18 protein-coding genes are annotated in these 15,418 nt (G+C 68.3%); 13 read left to right on the plus strand and 5 right to left on the minus strand.

All coding sequences use genetic code 11. The features are described from left to right. Positions 1-118 precede the first annotated feature (118 nt). Both ald and JO391_RS14650 read left to right on the plus strand, forming a co-directional pair. On the plus strand, positions 119-1,237 hold the full coding sequence (gene ald / locus JO391_RS14645) for an alanine dehydrogenase (RefSeq protein WP_220661190.1): 1,119 nt from the start codon (positions 119-121) through the stop codon (positions 1,235-1,237). Between the two features lie 64 nt (positions 1,238-1,301). Next, complete coding sequence (locus JO391_RS14650; RefSeq protein WP_259444710.1) at positions 1,302-1,913, plus strand: protein-methionine-sulfoxide reductase heme-binding subunit MsrQ; 612 nt, start codon at positions 1,302-1,304, stop codon at positions 1,911-1,913. A 9-nt stretch (positions 1,914-1,922) separates the two neighbouring features. Here JO391_RS14650 and JO391_RS14655 read toward each other — a convergent pair whose 3' ends face one another. Further along, complete coding sequence (locus tag JO391_RS14655) at positions 1,923-3,281, minus strand: calcium-binding protein (RefSeq protein ID WP_220661191.1); 1,359 nt, start codon at positions 3,279-3,281, stop codon at positions 1,923-1,925. Between the two features lie 92 nt (positions 3,282-3,373). Next, on the minus strand, positions 3,374-3,820 hold the full coding sequence (mscL, locus tag JO391_RS14660; protein WP_220661192.1) for a large conductance mechanosensitive channel protein MscL: 447 nt from the start codon (positions 3,818-3,820) through the stop codon (positions 3,374-3,376). 143 nt (positions 3,821-3,963) lie between these two features. Here mscL and JO391_RS14665 point away from each other — a divergent pair, with 143 nt between their 5' ends. Next, positions 3,964-4,659 carry a glutathione S-transferase N-terminal domain-containing protein gene (locus tag JO391_RS14665; RefSeq protein WP_220661193.1) on the plus strand — a complete coding sequence of 232 codons (696 nt, stop codon included), beginning with the start codon at positions 3,964-3,966 and terminating at the stop codon, positions 4,657-4,659. 50 nt (positions 4,660-4,709) lie between these two features. Here JO391_RS14665 and JO391_RS14670 read toward each other — a convergent pair whose 3' ends face one another. Next, a complete protein-coding gene (locus JO391_RS14670) occupies positions 4,710-5,666 on the minus strand; it encodes an L-threonylcarbamoyladenylate synthase (protein WP_220661194.1) in 957 nt (318 codons plus the stop codon). 110 nt (positions 5,667-5,776) lie between these two features. Between JO391_RS14670 and JO391_RS14675 the strand changes: the two genes are divergently transcribed. The 8 genes from JO391_RS14675 (at position 5,777) to JO391_RS14710 (ending at position 11,481) form a co-directional block, all read left to right on the plus strand. Continuing rightward, complete coding sequence (locus JO391_RS14675) at positions 5,777-7,480, plus strand: acyl-CoA dehydrogenase family protein (RefSeq protein ID WP_220661195.1); 1,704 nt, start codon at positions 5,777-5,779, stop codon at positions 7,478-7,480. Further along, the gene (locus JO391_RS14680; RefSeq protein WP_220661196.1) at positions 7,477-8,526 is read left to right on the plus strand and encodes an MBL fold metallo-hydrolase; all 1,050 of its coding nucleotides are present in this window, start codon (positions 7,477-7,479) and stop codon (positions 8,524-8,526) included. The genes JO391_RS14675 and JO391_RS14680 overlap by 4 nt, the downstream gene beginning before the upstream one ends. Before the next feature lie 16 nt (positions 8,527-8,542). Beyond that, on the plus strand, positions 8,543-8,935 hold the full coding sequence (locus tag JO391_RS14685; protein ID WP_259444711.1) for a DUF6173 family protein: 393 nt from the start codon (positions 8,543-8,545) through the stop codon (positions 8,933-8,935). Positions 8,936-9,022: 87 nt separating this feature from the next. After that, positions 9,023-9,157, plus strand: coding sequence for an aa3-type cytochrome c oxidase subunit IV (locus tag JO391_RS14690; protein ID WP_220661198.1), 135 nt, complete (start codon positions 9,023-9,025; stop codon positions 9,155-9,157). 20 nt (positions 9,158-9,177) lie between these two features. Next, a complete protein-coding gene (locus JO391_RS14695) occupies positions 9,178-9,789 on the plus strand; it encodes a hypothetical protein (RefSeq protein ID WP_220661199.1) in 612 nt (203 codons plus the stop codon). Further along, the gene (gene mobA, locus JO391_RS14700) at positions 9,786-10,385 is read left to right on the plus strand and encodes a molybdenum cofactor guanylyltransferase MobA (protein WP_259444906.1); all 600 of its coding nucleotides are present in this window, start codon (positions 9,786-9,788) and stop codon (positions 10,383-10,385) included. The genes JO391_RS14695 and mobA overlap by 4 nt, the downstream gene beginning before the upstream one ends. Further along, positions 10,382-10,897, plus strand: coding sequence for a molybdopterin-guanine dinucleotide biosynthesis protein B (gene mobB / locus JO391_RS14705; RefSeq protein WP_220661201.1), 516 nt, complete (start codon positions 10,382-10,384; stop codon positions 10,895-10,897). The genes mobA and mobB overlap by 4 nt, the downstream gene beginning before the upstream one ends. Beyond that, entirely contained in the window at positions 10,894-11,481 is a 588-nt protein-coding gene (locus JO391_RS14710) for a GNAT family N-acetyltransferase (RefSeq protein ID WP_220661202.1), read from the plus strand. The genes mobB and JO391_RS14710 overlap by 4 nt, the downstream gene beginning before the upstream one ends. Positions 11,482-11,515: 34 nt before the next feature. Here JO391_RS14710 and JO391_RS14715 read toward each other — a convergent pair whose 3' ends face one another. Then, positions 11,516-12,526: a hypothetical protein gene (locus JO391_RS14715; protein ID WP_220661203.1), complete on the minus strand. Its 1,011-nt coding sequence runs from the start codon at positions 12,524-12,526 to the stop codon at positions 11,516-11,518. Positions 12,527-12,540: 14 nt separating this feature from the next. Further along, positions 12,541-13,011 (minus strand): transcription elongation factor GreA, encoded by a 471-nt coding sequence (gene greA / locus JO391_RS14720; protein ID WP_220661204.1) that lies wholly within the window; start codon positions 13,009-13,011, stop codon positions 12,541-12,543. A 277-nt stretch (positions 13,012-13,288) separates the two neighbouring features. Between greA and JO391_RS14725 the strand changes: the two genes are divergently transcribed. After that, a complete protein-coding gene (locus JO391_RS14725) occupies positions 13,289-14,941 on the plus strand; it encodes an electron transfer flavoprotein-ubiquinone oxidoreductase (protein WP_220661205.1) in 1,653 nt (550 codons plus the stop codon). A 1-nt stretch (position 14,942) separates the two neighbouring features. Further along, positions 14,943-15,368 carry a hypothetical protein gene (locus JO391_RS14730; RefSeq protein WP_220661206.1) on the plus strand — a complete coding sequence of 142 codons (426 nt, stop codon included), beginning with the start codon at positions 14,943-14,945 and terminating at the stop codon, positions 15,366-15,368. Positions 15,369-15,418 lie beyond the last annotated feature (50 nt).

Genomic DNA, 15,418 nt, shown 5'->3' on the forward strand with positions numbered 1-15,418 from the left:
TGATTTCGGCCAATCAGCCGCAGAATCTTCCGTCAGCCTGCACCCAGGCCGCCCAAAGATCAATGAGCTTCCATCCGTTTCAGTTGAAACTGCAACCACACGTTTCTGGGAGGAAACCATGAAAATCGGCTGCCCCAAGGAAATCAAGCCGCAGGAATTCCGTGTCGGCATGACGCCCGATGCCGCACGCGAGGCCGTGGCCCACGGCCATCACGTCTTTGTCGAAACCAACGCCGGCACGGGTGCAGGCTTCACCGATGCCGACTATGTCGCCGCCGGCGCCACGATCCTTCCCACCGCGGAAGAGGTCTTTGCCACCGCCGAGATGATCGTGAAGGTCAAGGAACCGCAGGCGGTCGAACGCAAGCGCCTGCGCGCCGGCCAGGTGCTGTTCACCTACCTGCACCTCGCGCCCGATCCCGAACAGACCCATGACCTGCTCGCCTCGGGGGTCACCGCCATTGCCTATGAAACCGTGACCGACGACCGGGGCGGCCTGCCGCTGCTGGCACCGATGTCCGAAGTCGCCGGCCGCCTTGCCCCGCAGGTCGGCGCCTGGACGTTGCAAAAGGCCAATGGCGGCCGCGGCGTGCTTCTGGGCGGCGTGCCCGGCGTATCGCCCGCCAAGGTGCTGGTCATCGGCGGCGGCGTGGTCGGCACCCATGCCGCCAAGGTCGCGGCGGGGATGGGCGCGGATGTCACCGTGCTGGACCGCTCGATCAACCGCCTGCGCTATCTGGACGACGTGTTCGGCGGCCAGTTCAAGAACGCCTATGCCAGTGCCGGCAACACCATCGCGCTCGCGCGCGAAGCCGACATGATCATCGGCGCCGTGCTGATCCCCGGTGCGGCAGCGCCCAAGCTGATCTCGAAGGCGCAGCTGAAGGAACTGAAGCCCGGCGCGGCGCTGGTCGATGTCGCCATCGACCAGGGCGGCTGCTTCGAGACCTCGCGCGCCACCACCCACCAGGACCCGATCTATGAGGTTGACGGCATCATGCACTATTGCGTGGCCAACATGCCGGGCGCCGTGGCCCGCACCTCGACCCAAGCGCTAGGCAACGCCACCATGCCCTTCATGCTGGCCCTGGCCGACAAGGGCTGGAAGCTCGCCTGCGCTGAGGACAGGCACCTTCTGGCCGGCCTGAATACCCATGCCGGCAAGCTGACCTACGCCGCCGTGGGAGCAGCACTTGGCCTGCCGACCATTGCGGCGACGGATGCGCTGAATATCTGACCTCGAACCGGCGACGGAATCCCCGTCGCCGGACGTTCATGAGGTGCCAGACCACAGGTGCCCCATGACCATCCTCGGCTACAAACCCTCGACCATGATCCTCTGGATCGTCCTCGCGCTGCCCGGCTTGGCCATGCTGCCCGACCTGTTCGGCAGCGACCCGCGGGCCTTCCACAGACTTCTTCACCCCACCGGCGAGTTCGCCGCCCGTTTCATGATCATCGGCATGATGGCCTCGGGCCTGATGCTGCTGTTCCGGGGCCGGGCCTGGCCGCGCTGGCTGGTACACCACCGCCGCGACATCGAGGTCGCAGCCTTCGTCTATGCCGCCTTGCATACAGTGATCTACGTCATCGACCGGGGCACGCTGGACCGCATCATCGAGGCCCTGCCCAGGACCGACATCTGGACCGGTTGGCTGGCGATGGCTCTCTTCGTGCCGCTGGCTCTCACCTCGAACGACGCGGCGCAGCGCTGGCTGCGAACGGGATGGAAGACGCTGCAACGCCTGGCCTATCCCGCCGCCGTGCTGGTGCTGATCCACTGGGCCGCCCTGCACAACTGGGGCAGCTGGCCGCCCGCCGCCGTGCATTTCGGCCCGCTCATCGCGCTGTGGCTCTATCGCCTGTGGTATTGGAACCTGCGCAGCCGTCCCGGCACGCCCGCCGCGGCCTGACCGCCCGGCCTAGACCAGCAGTAGATCGGCCGGGGTGACGATCGCCCCGGCCTGCAGGTCCGCAACCATCACCGCGCCCTGCGCGCCCGAGCCATCCACATCGAACCACAATGTCCGGTCGGTGGTGCGGAAGATGAACCGGTCGTCGGCATCCTGCGCCAGGTTGTCGGCGCGCGATTGGAACTGGCTTGCCGAAAGCGCGCCGCCCGCCGAAAGCCCGCCTCCGAAGCCCGCCGCCACAATGGAGAAGCTGTCATTGTTGCCGGCCGCCGCTGAGCTGAAGTCGGTAATCGTGTCACCCGCATCCGCGACGTGGTGAAACCGGAACCGGTCATTCCCGGTGCCACCGGTCAAGGTATCGAACCCGCGCCCGCCGTTCAGCATGTCGTTGCCCGAGAGCCCCTCCAGCCTGTCGTCGCCCCCGTTGCCAAACAACTGGTTGGCAACGCCGTTGCCTAGGATCACGTCATTGTCGCTGCGCGACCCCTGGACATCCTCGAACCCGGTGAACTCGTCGCCGGCCGCGGAGCCCGCCGGATCGAAACTTTCGTCCAGCGCCAGGCGCACGCCGGGACCATACCGGAAGTCCAGGAGGTCGATGCCATCCCCGCCATCGAGGATTTCCGCCGATCCGGGATTGCAGATGAAGGTGTCATTGCCGCCGTCGCCATGAACGACACCCGTCACAGTCCCGCCGCGATTGTCGAAGCTGTCGATCCCGTCGCCAAGGGAGATGTCGCCATCGACCCTGCCATCCCGGTTGTCCACGCTGTCGGCGCCGTCTCCGGTCAGGATGTCGCCGCGCATGAGCCCACGGTTGTGAATGACCGACGTGGCGCCGGGGGCCGCCTCGCCGCTGAAGCTCGCGGCATCCGCATCCAGCCCCGTGATCGAGCCATAGTTCCACAGCACCAGCGTGTCGCTCGACCCGGAGGACTGGCGCACGCCGCTGATGTCGGCCGAGATGGTGCCCCGGTTCGTGACCACGTTCTCGCCACCCTGGCTTCCGCCGATCAGGATGCCATATCCGCCCGAGATGCTGCCCTCGTTGTAAACCGTCGAGGCGCCGGCAAGGACACGGATCGCCGTGCCTGAGCCGCCAGCCAGGGCGGACACCGAGCCACCCGCCAGCACGCGAATGCTGCTGCCGCTGTCCTGGACCCAGTCATCGCCGGCGCTGATGCCGGTCAAGGCCCCGAAGACGGAACCGGCGACCGTCACCGACATCAAGCTGCCATCGGCCTCGATGGCTGTGCTGTCGGTAGACATGACGGTGTTGTCCGTCAGCACATAGATGCTGTCGCCGGGACCGGCGAGCGCATAACGCACACCGGTCCCGATGCTGGTGGTTCCCGGAATGACCGCCATCGCCCGTTCCTCCCGCAGAAAAAGCCGTGACCCGCCCAGCAAGACCGGTCCAAGGCGAAGGCCCGAGCGAAAACGCCCGGACGGAATCTTCGTCAGACCCGCGCCTTCAACAGGTCGCGGATATCGGCCAGCAGTTCCTCCTGCGTCGGCCCCTTCGGCGGCTCGGCCGCCGCTTCGGCGGCTTCCTTCTTGAGCATGGTCTCCTTGGCCTTGTTCATCGCCTTGACCAGCAGGAACACCACCCAGGCGATGATCAGGAAGTTGATCACCGCCATCAGGAAGGCGCCGTAGGCAAAAACCGCCGCGCCGGAATCCCGCGCCGTCTGCAGGCTGGCCCCGTCCGGCACATTGCCCTTCAAGACGATGTACAGATTCGAAAAGTCGATCCCGCCGATGATCAGACCGATGAACGGGTTTATCAGGTCGGTCACGACCGAATTCACGATGGCGGTGAATGCCGCCCCGATGATGATCCCGACCGCCAAGTCAAACACGTTGCCACGCGCAATGAAAGTCTTGAATTCGTTCAGCATTCTCAAGGTTCCCTGTGCCCTTGGCCAGCGTCGCCGGTGATTTGCCCCGGCAGGATCGCACAACCATGCCGCCACCATGGCACAGGTCGGGCCATTCAAACACCCGGATTTTGCCGCTAGCCTCGCCGCGCAACCAACAGGAGTCCGCCGTGACCGCCCTTGCCGATTTCCCGATCACCCGCCGCTGGCCGCCGCGCGATGCGAAGGCAATCCAGCTCTACTCCCTGCCCACCCCCAACGGCATCAAGGTCGCCGTCGCGCTGGAAGAGCTGGGCCTGCCCTATGACGGCCACCGCATCGACTTCGGCAAGAACGACCAGTTCACGCCGGAATTCCTGTCGCTGAACCCCAACAACAAGATCCCCGCGATCATCGACCCCGAAGGCCCCGGCGGCAAGCCGCTGACGCTGTTCGAAAGCGGTGCGATCCTGATCTACCTGGCGGAAAAGACCGGCAAACTCCTGCCCCAGGCCAACCGCTACGAAGTCCTGCAGTGGCTCATGTTCCAGATGGGCGGCCTTGGCCCCATGTTTGGCCAGCTTGGTTTCTTCCACGCCTTCGCCGGGAAAGAGATCGAGGATCCCCGCCCGAAGGAACGCTACCGCGCCGAAGCCGAACGCATCCTCAAGGTGCTGGACAAGGCGCTTGAAGGGCGCGACTGGATCGCCGGCGACTATTCGATCGCCGACATCTCCATCGGCCCCTGGCTGCGCACCCTGCGCGATTTCTACAAGGCCGGCGACATCACCGGCTGGGACAGCCTCAAGAACGTGCCCGCCTATCTCGAGCGCTTCCTCGCCCGCCCCGCCGTGCAGCGCGGCCTGACAAAGCCCGAGAATGCCTGATCTCGCGTCTCCCCTCCCCCTCGTGGGGAGGGGCCGGGCGAGGGGGGAGCCTACCCTCGCGGTGCCGCCGCGCGGCCCAGCCGGTCGTTGATCGCACGTCCCAGCCCGGCCTCGGGCACCGGCGCAAAGGCGATGGCGCCCCCTGGCCCGGCAAGCCGGTCCGCCTCGCGCAGAACCGCGAACAGCCGCGCCGCCGCTTCCACCAGGTCGCCCGATGGCGAAAGCGTCAGCGCAGCGCCCGCGCAGTCCGGCCCGAACCCCACCCACACCTCACCCGGCCGCGCCGTCCGCGCCTCCAGCCGAACCCGCGCCTCGGGCGCATAATGCGAAGCCAGCTGTCCCGGCGCCGTCACCGCCGCCGCCTCGTCGCGCAGGGCCACCGACTCACCCAGCACCGCCTCCAGCGCCTCGACAGGCACGCCACCGGGCCGCAGCAGAACCGCCGCCCCGGTCAGGCCCAGGATCGTCGATTCCACCCCCACCGCGCAGGGCCCGCCATCCAGAACCGCTGCAATGCGGCCAGACAGCCCCTCGACCACATGCGCCGCCGTGGTGGGCGAGACCTTGCCCGAAGGATTAGCCGAAGGCGCCGCCAGAGGCCCGCCAAGGGCCCGCAGCAGTGCCTGCGCCAACGGATGCGCCGGCACACGCACCGCGACCGAACCCAGCCCCGCCGTGACCAGCGCCGACAGCCCCGCCTCTGCCCGCACCGGCAGCACCATCGTCAGGGGCCCCGGCCAGAACGCCGCCGCCAGCCGCCGCGCCCGGTCGTCCAGCACGGCCACCGCCTCGGCGGCCGCCACGTCCGGCACATGCACGATCAGCGGGTTGAACCGCGGCCGCCCCTTGGCCTCGAAGATCCGCGCCACCGCCAGATCCGACCGCGCATCGCCCGCCAGGCCATAGACCGTCTCGGTCGGCAGCGCGACCAGCCCGCCCGCCTGAAGCAGGCCCGCGGCACGCTGCACACCCGCGGCATCGGGAGAAAGCATTAGGGTCTCGGACATGGTGACGCAGCGTCTGCCTTGAAGAGCGAAGGCCGGGGTATAGCCTGTCGCCGTCTAGCAGCGCCCCCGCCCCTTGCCAACCGGGCGCGGCCTAGCCTGAGGAGAGACAGTTGCCCTTCCGCGCGCCCGTGGCCGACCAGCACTTCATCCTGACCCATGTGGCGCCCCTGGCCCGCGTCGCGGAAACCGACCGCTTCTGCGAAGCCTCGCCCGAACTGGCCGCCGAAGTGCTTGCCTCCGCCGGGCGGCTGGCCGACGAGGTGCTTGCCCCCCTGAACCGCACCGGCGACAAGACCCCTGCCCGGCTGGAAAACGGCATCGTCCGCACGCCGCCGGGCTTCGCCGAAGCCTACCGCGCCATTGCCGAAGGCGGATGGGTCGGCATGGCGGCCTCGCCCGCATATGGCGGCATGGGCCTGCCCATGGCACTGACCTCCGCCGTTGGCGAGAGCTTTTCCGGCGCCAACCTTGCGCTGCAATTGAACCCGCTCCTGGCCCAGGGCCAGATCGAGGCGCTGGAACACCACGCCTCCGAAGCGCTGAAGGCGCTCTACATCCCCCGCCTCGCCAGCGGGGAATGGACGGGCACGATGAACCTGACCGAACCGCAGGCGGGCAGCGACGTTGGCGCGCTGACCACACGGGCCGAACCCGCGCCCGATGGCAGCTTCCGCGTCACCGGACAGAAGATCTACATCACCTGGGGCGACCATGACGTCGCCGCCAACGTCTGCCACCTCGTGCTGGCCCGCCTGCCCGATGCCGCGCCGGGCACGAAGGGCATCTCGCTCTTCCTCGTGCCGAAATTCCTGCCCGATGCCGCGGGCAACCCCGGCGCGCGCAACAGCCTTCGTGTCGTCAGCCTGGAACACAAGCTGGGACTCCACGGCTCGCCCACCTGCGTGATGAGCTTCGAGGGCGCCACCGGCTTCATCGTGGGCGCCGCTGGCAAGGGCATGGCAGCGATGTTCACCATGATGAACAACGCCCGCCTCGGCGTCGCGATGCAGGGCGTGGGCATCGCCGAAGCCGCCACCCAGGCAGCACTGGCCTATGCAAAAGAGCGCAGGCAGGGCGCAACGGGACGCCCCGGCCCCGGCACCATCATCGACCATGCCGACGTGCGCCGAATGCTCGCCACCATGCGCGCCGAAACCTTCTCGGCCCGCGCCCTCGCGCTCGATTGTGCCGTGGCCATCGACATGGGCCGCGCCACGGGCGAGCCGCACTGGCTGGCCCGTGGCGCTTTGCTCACCCCGCTCGCCAAGGCCTTCGGCACCGACATCGGAAACGAGGTGGCGCATATGGGCATCCAGGTGCACGGCGGCATGGGCTTCATCGAGGAAACCGGCGCCGCCCAGTTCGCCCGCGACGTGCGCGTCACCTCGATCTATGAAGGCACGAACGGTATCCAGGCCATGGACCTTGTGGGCCGCAAGATGGCGGATGGGGGCGACGCCGCCTTCCGCCTGATCGACGAGGTCCAGAAGGGCGCCGAGGCCGCCCGCGCCATCCATCCCGACCTGGCCGGCGATGTCTGGTCCGCTGCCGAAACCCTGCGCGACGGCACCGAAACCCTTCTGGCGCAGCCGATGGACGACCGCTTCGCAGGCGCCGTCCCCTATCTGCGCGGCTTTGCCCGCGTGATGTCGGGGCATTATCACCTGAAGGCCGCGCTGGCCGATCCCGCGCGCCTGCCGCTGGCCCGCGTGGCGATCCGGCGGCTCCTGCCCGAACATGCGGCATTGCTTTCGGCAGCACGCGAAGGCGCAGATGGCCTCTTCGCCGTCTCGCCCGAGGCGCTGGAGCCATGACCGCCGGGGCCGAGGGCGAAGCCGGCATCCTGCATCCGTTCACCGAAGCCCCCGCCGAGGCCGCGGCCATCGAAGTTGCAGAGTCTGTGCTCTGGTTCCGCCTGCCCCTGCCGATGGCGCTGGATCATGTGAACGTCTATGCGCTCAAGGATGCCGATGGCTGGACCGTCATCGACACCGGCCTTCTCTCGAAGCGCGGCACCGCCCTGTGGCAGGCACTTCTCGATGGCCCGCTGGCCGGGGCGCCAGTGCGGCGCGTGCTCGTCACCCATCACCACCCCGACCACATCGGCATGGCCGGCTGGTTCCATGCACAGGGCGCCCAGCTTCTGATACCCCGCACCGCCTGGCTTTACGCCCGGATGCTGACGCTGGATGTCCAGCCTCTGCCCCCGCCCGAAACCGTGGCCTTCTGGCGCGGCGCCGGAATGCCAGCCGACATGCTGGCCGACCGCAGCCAGAGCCGGCCGTTCAACTTCGCCGATATCGTGGCGCCGATGCCGCTTGGCTTCACCCGCATCGCCGAGGGCGACATTCTCACCCTTGGCAACCGGCGCTGGCAGGTGCGCATGGGCGACGGTCACGCCCCCGAACATGCGACGCTCTGGTCGCTGGACGACAACCTCATCCTCGGTGGCGACCAGTTCCTTCCCGGCATATCGCCCAACATCGGCGTCTATCCCACCGAACCGGACGCCGACCCGCTCGACGACTGGCTCCGCACCACCCGCGCCTTCCGGCCGCTCGCGCTGGACAGCCATCTCGTCCTGCCCGGCCACAAGCTGCCCTTCACCGGCCTGCCTCTGCGCCTGCGCCAGATGGAGGAAAACCACACCGCCGCCCTGCCCCGGCTGCTGGACCACCTGAGCGAACCGCGCACGGCGGCCGACTGCTTCCCCATCCTCTTCCGCCGCCCGATCGGACCGGCCGAGTTTCCGCTGGCCATGGCCGAATCCGTGGCCCACCTGAACCACCTCTTGCACCGGGGCCAGGTTTCGCGGACCCTTTCCGAAGATGGCGCCTGGCTCTGGACGCGCTCAGACTGAAGCAGGGGCTGGACCGATGACCACCCGACCGAAACGCCGCCGCCCTGCTGCCGCAGGGCAGGCCCGCCAGGCCGCCGAACGGCTTGTCGCCTGGATCCGCGCCTTCGAAACCGACCTCGACCCTGCCCACGAAGTCGCGCTCGGCTTCGCCGGCAGCGACGCCGGCATCCTCCAGATCGAAGGCATCGGCTATTCCGACCCCGATCTCATCACCTTCACCGGCACCGACGAAGAGGGCCTGCGCACCCAGCTCATCCAGCATGTCAGCCAGCTGAACGTCATCCTGCGCGCCGTCCCCTCGGCCAGCCCGGACGAGGCGCCGCGCCGCATAGGCTTCACCCTCACGCCCCGCTGGGTCGGCGGCGAAAGCGGCGATGCCTCCGCCGCAGGCACCCGCGCCACAGGCTGACCCCACGCCTGCATCTGCCCCGTGACAGCCCGCGCCGAATAGGGTATGCGCGGGCAAAGCGAACGAAATGCCATAGGGAACCGCGACATGGCCGAACACAAGCCGGGCAGCATGGACATCCGCGTGCAGGAAAAGACCTTCGCGGGCTTCATCCGCATGGTCACCTGGGGCGCGATCATCGCTGTCCTCGTGCTGATCTTCCTCGCCCTCGCCAACGCCTGACCGCAGGCCCGGCCGTCCCCATGATCCGCCTCGCGCTCAGCCTCCTGGCCCTGGTCACGCTTGTCGCCTGCGGCGCCGAGTCGGTCTATGCGCCCGACGACGTGGTCGCCCGCGCCGCCTATGTCGATCCGGGCCCCAAGACCATCACCCTGTACACGGTCATCAACAACCGCAGCCAGGAAGGCGCTCATTCCGCGCTCATGATCAACGGCTCGCAGCGCGTGCTGTTCGACCCGGCCGGCAGCTGGTTCAACCGCCACGCCCCAGAACGCAACGACGTGATCTTCGGCATGACGCCGACGCTCGAATCCTTCTTCGACGACTATCACGCCCGCGAAACCTTCCGCGTCCGCAAGCAGACCGTCGTGGTCACGCCCGAACAGGCAGAAATCGCCATCCAGCGCGCCCTGCAAGAGGGTCCGGTGCCCCAGGCCCGCTGCGCCTGGTCCACGTCGGACGTGCTCAGCGGCGTGCCCGGCTTCGAATCCATCCCTCGGACGCTGTCGCCCAAGAAGCTTTCGAAATCCTTCGCAAAGCTTCCCGGCATCGTCGAGGACGTGGAAATCCGCGACGAAGACCCCGATGAACGCGGCGCGCTCCTGAACGCGCAGAACACGGGCGCCACGCAATAGCGGCCGCTCCGTTCCTCGTCGGCGCAATCCTCGCCGGTGGCGAGGGTCGCCGCATGGGCGGCACCGACAAGGCGCTCCTGCCCCTCGCCGGCCGCCCGCTGGCCGCCCACCTGGCCGACCGCCTGCATCCGCAGGTCCAGGCCCTTGCCATCTCGGCCAATGGCGACCCCGCGCGCCTCGCCTTCCTGGGCCTGCCCGTCCTGCCCGACACCCCGCCGTCGCGCGGCCCCCTGTCCGGCGTTCTGGCCGCCCTCCTCTGGGCCCGGGCACAAGGGGCCACCGCCCTCGTCACCGCCGCCGTGGACACGCCCTTCCTGCCGCCCGACCTCGCCCCCCGCCTCCTTGCCGCCGGCCAGGGCCGCCTCACGCTCGCCCGCAGCGACGCCCGCCTCCACCCCACCGCCGCGCTCTGGCCCGTATCCCTTGCGGGGGACTTGCAGGATTTCCTCGCCTCGGGCGAAACTCCCCGCATGATGAGCTTCGTCCAGCGCCACGCCCCGGCCCTTGCAGACATGCCCGAGGGCAGCCTTGCCAACCTGAACACACCGGCCGACATCGCCGCAGCAGAGGCGCGTCTCGGGGGCAGGGCGCCATGAGGATCTATGGCGTCATCGGCTGGAAGAACGCCGGCAAGACCAGCCTGATGGAGCGTCTGGTGACCGACATCACCGCCCGCGGCTTCACCGTCTCGACCGTCAAGCACGTCCACCACGACGTCGATCTCGATCAGCCCGGCAAGGACAGCTTCCGCCACCGTGCCGCCGGCGCGACCGAGGTGGTGCTGGCCTCCGCCCACCGCTTCGCCCTGATGCGCGAACATCGCGGTCCCGAACCCGACCTGTCACAGGTTCTGGCGCGCCTCGCCCCCGTCGATCTGATCCTGGTCGAAGGCTACAAGCGCGACGCCCACCCCAAGGTCGAGGTCTGGCGGGCCGAGGCCGGCCATCCGCTGATCCAGCCCGGCGATCCCCTCGTGCGCGCCATCGCGACCGAGAGCCAGCTGCCCCAGACGGTGCCGGTCCCGGTGCTCGACCTCAACGACACCGCCGCCATCGCCGGCTTCATCCTCGATGAAACCGGCCTGCCGCGCACAGGGCCGGCAGCATGACCGTCACCATCCGCCGCGGCCTGCCCGCCGACCTGCGCCCGCAGGCGGCCCGGCTCTATTGGCAGGCCTTCGGCGGCAAGCTCGGCTCGGTGCTCGGCCCGGAAGACCGCGCCCTGGCCTATGTCACCCGCGTCATCCGCGCCGATCATGTCTTCATTGCGCAGGATGAACAGGGCGATCTTGTCGGCCTCGCCGGGTTCAAGACCTCGCAGGGCAGCTTTGCCGGCGGCACGCCCGCCGACCTGCGCGCCGTCTATGGCCGGTTCGGCGGCTGGTGGCGCGCCGCCCTGTTCGGCTGGCTCGGGCGCGAGATCGACAACGACCGCTTCCTCGTCGATGGCATCTGCGTCTCGCGAGAGGCGCGGGGCCAGGGCATCGGCTCGGCCCTTCTCGATGCGCTCTGCGCCGAAGGCGCGGCGCGCGGCTATCACGCGGTCCGGCTGGATGTGATCGACACCAACTGGCGGGCCAGGGCGCTCTATGAACGTCAGGGATTCACGCCGCTCGACACCCGTCCGATCGGCCTGTTGCGCCATGTCTTCGGCTTTGCCTCTGCCACAACCATGGTGCGCCCCGTGATCTGACCAGTAGGATGGGCAATACTGCCCATCTTGCGTTTCAGTCGAAGGTGCCCGTCACCCGGCCAAACAGCATGAAGGCCCGCGCCGTGCGGGTATCGGCCAGTTCCACCAGATCCTCGTCGCTGGCCGCCTTCTCGAAGATGGAAAACACGCGGTCAAAGCTGCGCAGGAAATGGTGGCCGGCATCGCGGAACACCGGGTCTTCGCGCATCCGCGCCGCGGTCAGCGCCAGGCTGGACCGGTCGCGCACGCCGCCAAGTGCCGCGATGGGGCGCCCGCGCTCTCCCGCGGCAAAGCGGCGCCAGACCTCGGGCCGCGCCCGGTCGGGCCGCAGGTCATCCATGTAGATGCCTTCCTGCGCCAGAAGCGTCAGCACGTCCTGCGCCGCGCGGATCAGCTTGGCGACATCGCGGTCCTCCAGCGCCCGGCGCATGGCACGAAAGCCCTCCTTGTCGTCGGGGCTTTCGGGAAACTGCAGGGCGCGGATGAAATCCGCTGCCGAAAGGGGCTCCCGCAGATCCTCGGCCGGCGTGCCAAGCGCCAGCGCCGGCTGCTCGTCCGCCGCCGTGGACCGCGGCACCGCCAGCGCCGCGCGCCGGTCCGCCGAAGGCACGGTCATGCCCGAATCGCGGCGCGAGGCAAAGGTGACGATGGCGGTTTCCGCCTGCCGGGCCACATGGGCGATCTCGTCCAGCTTCTTCTCCACCGCGGGCTGCGCCGTCGCATGCTGCTGGCTGGCCACATAGGCCGCCCGCATCGCATCAACGCTCGCCTGCAGCCGCGCAGCCTCTGCCCGCAAGGCGCGCACGCCGCGCAGTGTCACCGCCGCCGCCCAGATCAGCGCCAGCGGCAGGAACACCACCAGCAGCGTCAGCATCACACCCAGGCCCGATGACCCCTCGGGCGCCGTCCACAGCCAGCCGGCCACGGCCAGAACCCAGACAACGCTCAGCCCGGCAGCCGCCCATTCGGCGGCGCCAAGCGCAGGCGCTGCCTCGACCTGGCCGCGAAGGCCAAGGTCCAGGGGTCTTTCGGTCGGATCGGCCATGCACGGCCCTCGCGTCAGAGGTAGCGGATGCTCAGGACTTCATAGCTGCGTTGCCCGCCGGGGGTGCGCACTTCGACGTTGTCGCCCTCATCCTTGCCGATCAGGGCCCGCGCCAGAGGCGAGCGAATGTTCAAAAGCCCGCGCTCGATGTCGGCCTCGACCTCGCCGACGATGGTATAGGTCTTCTCTTCCTCGGTGTCGTCATCCACCAGCGTGACCGTCGCGCCAAACTTGATGGCGCCCGACAGCTTCGAAGGGTCGATCACCTCGGCCAGCGAAAGGATGCCTTCCAGCTCCTTGATGCGGCCCTCGATGAAGGACTGCTTCTCGCGCGCGGCGTGATACTCGGCGTTTTCCGACAGGTCGCCATGCTCGCGCGCTTCCGCAATGGCACGGATCACCGCCGGGCGTTCCACCGTCTTCAGCGTCTTCAGCTCTTCATCCAGCGCGGTGAAACCCGCACGGGTCATCGGAATCTTTTCCATCGGCCTGCACTCAAATGACAAAGCCACGGCGCCTTTCAAGCACCATGACTCCGCTCGTCCTCGGTTCCACCTGACCCTGCCTGCGTCACAAATGCAAGAGGCGATGCCCGGATTGAGCAAGGCCGTGCCGTGCGGAAAGATACTTGTCCGGACGCCGCGTCGCAGCGCAATGATCCTGCGTCGCGATTGACGCAGCCGCCCCCTTGGGGCAATGACAGCCTCATTCCCGCCAAAGCCCCGCCAGAGGGCGCCAGCCTCGCCAGCCAAAGGAAAGCACATGTCCGAGCCGATCGCCCGCGAAAGCATGGAATACGACGTGGTGATCGTCGGCGCCGGACCCTCGGGCCTTTCGGCGGCGATCCGGCTGAAGCAGCTCGACCCGAATCTCTCGGTCGTAGTGCTGGAAAAGGGCTCCGAAGTCGGCGCGCACATCCTGTCGGGCGCCGTGCTTGATCCCTCGGGCCTCGACGCGCTCCTGCCCGACTGGCGCTCGATGGGCGCCCCCATCAAGACCGAGGTCAAGCACGACAACTTCTACCTCCTCGGGCCCGCCGGCGGCATCCGCATCCCGAACTGGCCCATGCCGCCCCTGATGTCCAACCACGGCAACTACATCGTCTCAATGGCCAACGTCTGCCGCTGGATGGCCCAGGTCGCCGAGGGCCTCGGCGTCGAAATCTTCCCCGGCATGGCCGCCTCGGAACTGGTCTGGGACGGCGACCGTGTCGCGGGCGTGGTGGCCGGCGAATTCGGCCGCGACCCCGCCACAGGCGAACCCGGCCCCTCCTACGAACCCGGTATGAACCTCCTGGGCAAATACGTCTTCCTGTCGGAAGGCGTCCGCGGCAGCCTCGCCAAGCAGGTGATCGAACGCTTCAACCTGTCCAAGGGCCACTGCCCGCAGAAGTTCGGCATCGGCATGAAGGAAATCTGGGAAATCGACCCCGCCAAACACCGCGAGGGCACGGTCACCCACACCATGGGCTGGCCGCTCGGCTCTGCCGCGGGGGGCGGCTCCTTCATCTATCACCTTGAAAACAATCAGGTCTACATCGGCTTCGTCGTTCACCTGAACTACAAGAACCCCTATCTCTACCCCTACATGGAGTTCCAGCGCTTCAAGCACCACCCCATGGTGGCAGAGCTTCTGAAGGGCGGAAAGCGCGTCGCCTACGGTGCCCGCGCCATCAGCGAGGGCGGCTACCAGTCCATCCCCAAGATGGTCGCCCCCGGTGTGGCGCTTCTGGGCTGCACCGCCGGCCTCGTGAACGTGCCGCGCATCAAGGGCAACCACAACGCCATGCTCTCGGGCAAGGCCGCCGCCGAAGCCGCCTTCGCCGCGCTCCAGGCCGGCCGCCAGGGCGATGAACTGACCGATTACGAAACCGCCGTCCGCACCGGCCCCATCGGCAAGGACCTGAAGAAGGTCCGCAACGTCAAGCCGCTCTGGTCGCACTACGGCCTCACCGCCTCGCTCCTCGGCGGCGGCCTCGACATGTGGACGAACAACCTCTTCGGCCTCTCGCTCTTCGGTACGCTCCGCCACCAGAAGTCCGACGCCCAGGCCACCGAACCCGCCTCGAAGCACAAGCCCATCGACTATCCAAAGCCCGATGGCGTCATCAGCTTCGACCGGCTGACCAACGTGGCCTTCTCCTTCACCAACCACGACGAGGCGCAGCCCGCCCACCTCCGGCTCAAGGACCCCGCGATCCCGATCACGGTGAACCTGCCCAAGTTCGCCGAACCGGCACAGCGCTACTGCCCCGCCGGCGTGTACGAGGTGCTGGGCGAAGGCCAGGACGCCAGCTTCCGGATCAACTTCCAGAACTGCGTCCACTGCAAGACCTGCGACATCAAGGATCCCAGCCAGAACATCACCTGGACCACGCCGCAGGGCGGCGGCGGTCCGAACTATCCCAACATGTGACATGACCAACGGACCCACGCGCGACGCCGTCCTTGGCTGGCTCCAGGCCCGCATCGGCCGCCAGCTCACCCCGGCCGAACAGGCCGATGTGCTGGCCGCCGCGCGGGCCGAAGGCGATGCCGCCGATGCGCTGATGGCGGCCTTCGCGGCCGAGTTCAACGTCGACATGGCCGGCTGGCGCCCCGAACTGCACCGTGACGATCAGGCCGCGCTCCTGCAGCCCGGCTTCCCGATTCGCCGGCCCCCGGCCTTCGGCCTGCGCCTGCCCGTCCCGGTCAGCCTGCTGCACGCCTCGGCGCTTGCCGGGCGGTGGGTCGAACGCCTGCCCGACCTGCGCCCCGCGCGCAGCCTCGCCTGGCTCAACCTGCCGCTTCTCCTCGTCGGCCTGCCGCTGCTCACCGCCCTGGTGATCGCGGTCTTCTTCTGACACCTGCGTGAGATTCGGCCGCAGCCCCCCCTCTGCCCCCTGCCGCTGAT

The sequence above is a fragment of the Neotabrizicola shimadae genome (genome assembly GCF_019623905.1).
GTDB lineage: Bacteria > Pseudomonadota > Alphaproteobacteria > Rhodobacterales > Rhodobacteraceae > Neotabrizicola > Neotabrizicola shimadae.